We start from the raw sequence: 2,500 nt of genomic DNA, 5'->3' as shown, positions 1-2,500 counted from the left end.
GGTCTACGACCACGTACTCATTCGCCCTATTCAGACTCGCTTTCGCTGCGGCTCCGCATCTTCTGCTTAACCTTGCACGGGATCGTAACTCGCCGGTTCATTCTACAAAAGGCACGCCATCACCCGTTAACGGGCTCTGACTACTTGTAGGCACACGGTTTCAGGATCTCTTTCACTCCCCTTCCGGGGTGCTTTTCACCTTTCCCTCACGGTACTGGTTCACTATCGGTCACTAGGGAGTATTTAGCCTTGGGAGATGGTCCTCCCGGATTCCGACGGAATTTCACGTGTTCCGCCGTACTCAGGATCCACTCAGGAGAGAACGAAGTTTTGACTACAGGGCTGTTACCTCCTATGGCGGGCCTTTCCAGACCTCTTCATCTACCTCGTTCCTTTGTAACTCCGTACAGAGTGTCCTACAACCCCAAGAGGCAAGCCTCTTGGTTTGGGCTGGTCCCGTTTCGCTCGCCGCTACTCAGGGAATCGCATTTGCTTTCTCTTCCTCCGGGTACTTAGATGTTTCAGTTCCCCGGGTCTGCCTTCTCATATCCTATGTATTCAGATATGGATACCACTCCATTACGAGTGGTGGGTTTCCCCATTCGGAAATCTCCGGATCAAAGCTTGCTTACAGCTCCCCGAAGCATATCGGTGTTCGTCCCGTCCTTCATCGGCTCCTAGTGCCAAGGCATCCACCGTGCGCCCTTTCTAACTTAACCGTTAAAAAGAATCACTACGTGATATCTTGCATTACTAATTGAATGTGAATTACTTCTGTTATCTAGTTTTCAAAGAACAACATCTCGAAGAATCAAATGATCCTTCAAAACTAAACAAGACAGGGAACGTTCTGTTTATAAGACCCAAGGTCTTATATTCCGTTAAAATCCTTAGAAAGGAGGTGATCCAGCCGCACCTTCCGATACGGCTACCTTGTTACGACTTCACCCCAATCATCTGTCCCACCTTCGGCGGCTGGCTCCTAAAAGGTTACCTCACCGACTTCGGGTGTTACAAACTCTCGTGGTGTGACGGGCGGTGTGTACAAGGCCCGGGAACGTATTCACCGCGGCATGCTGATCCGCGATTACTAGCGATTCCGGCTTCATGTAGGCGAGTTGCAGCCTACAATCCGAACTGAGAATGGCTTTATGGGATTCGCTTACCTTCGCAGGTTTGCAGCCCTTTGTACCATCCATTGTAGCACGTGTGTAGCCCAGGTCATAAGGGGCATGATGATTTGACGTCATCCCCACCTTCCTCCGGTTTGTCACCGGCAGTCACCTTAGAGTGCCCAACTGAATGCTGGCAACTAAGATCAAGGGTTGCGCTCGTTGCGGGACTTAACCCAACATCTCACGACACGAGCTGACGACAACCATGCACCACCTGTCACTCTGCCCCCGAAGGGGACGTCCTATCTCTAGGATTGTCAGAGGATGTCAAGACCTGGTAAGGTTCTTCGCGTTGCTTCGAATTAAACCACATGCTCCACCGCTTGTGCGGGCCCCCGTCAATTCCTTTGAGTTTCAGTCTTGCGACCGTACTCCCCAGGCGGAGTGCTTAATGCGTTAGCTGCAGCACTAAGGGGCGGAAACCCCCTAACACTTAGCACTCATCGTTTACGGCGTGGACTACCAGGGTATCTAATCCTGTTCGCTCCCCACGCTTTCGCTCCTCAGCGTCAGTTACAGACCAGAGAGTCGCCTTCGCCACTGGTGTTCCTCCACATCTCTACGCATTTCACCGCTACACGTGGAATTCCACTCTCCTCTTCTGCACTCAAGTTCCCCAGTTTCCAATGACCCTCCACGGTTGAGCCGTGGGCTTTCACATCAGACTTAAGAAACCACCTGCGAGCCCTTTACGCCCAATAATTCCGGACAACGCTTGCCACCTACGTATTACCGCGGCTGCTGGCACGTAGTTAGCCGTGGCTTTCTGGTTAGGTACCGTCAAGGTGCCGCCCTATTTGAACGGCACTTGTTCTTCCCTAACAACAGAGCTTTACGATCCGAAAACCTTCATCACTCACGCGGCGTTGCTCCGTCAGACTTTCGTCCATTGCGGAAGATTCCCTACTGCTGCCTCCCGTAGGAGTCTGGGCCGTGTCTCAGTCCCAGTGTGGCCGATCACCCTCTCAGGTCGGCTACGCATCGTTGCCTTGGTGAGCCGTTACCTCACCAACTAGCTAATGCGCCGCGGGTCCATCTGTAAGTGGTAGCCGAAGCCACCTTTTATGTCTGAACCATGCGGTTCAAACAACCATCCGGTATTAGCCCCGGTTTCCCGGAGTTATCCCAGTCTTACAGGCAGGTTACCCACGTGTTACTCACCCGTCCGCCGCTAACATCAGGGAGCAAGCTCCCATCTGTCCGCTCGACTTGCATGTATTAGGCACGCCGCCAGCGTTCGTCCTGAGCCAGGCGACCGAGTCGACCGGGGTCCACTCCTGCGGCTTGTAGTCGTTGGTGAGGCCGAGGGCGGCGTACTCCAGGGA

Annotated in this window: 2 rRNA genes (1 of these 2 cut by a window edge); both read right to left on the bottom strand. The window is 53.2% G+C overall.

Annotation, left to right across the window (positions count from 1 at the left end):
* Positions 1-719: ribosomal RNA gene (locus ACFQ6S_RS42835) — 23S ribosomal RNA — on the bottom strand; it reaches 2,210 nt to the left of the window's first position.
* 175 nt (positions 720-894) lie between these two features.
* Positions 895-2,445: ribosomal RNA gene (locus ACFQ6S_RS42830) — 16S ribosomal RNA — on the bottom strand.
* The 16S and 23S rRNA genes sit together here, the layout of an rRNA operon.
* Between the last annotated feature and the right edge of the window lie 55 nt (positions 2,446-2,500).

It is taken from the genome of Streptomyces sp. NPDC056479 (assembly GCF_042795335.1).
Classification (GTDB): domain Bacteria; phylum Actinomycetota; class Actinomycetes; order Streptomycetales; family Streptomycetaceae; genus Streptomyces.
Note: the sequence above shows the minus strand (reverse complement) of the source record. Positions and strands in the feature narration are given on the sequence as shown.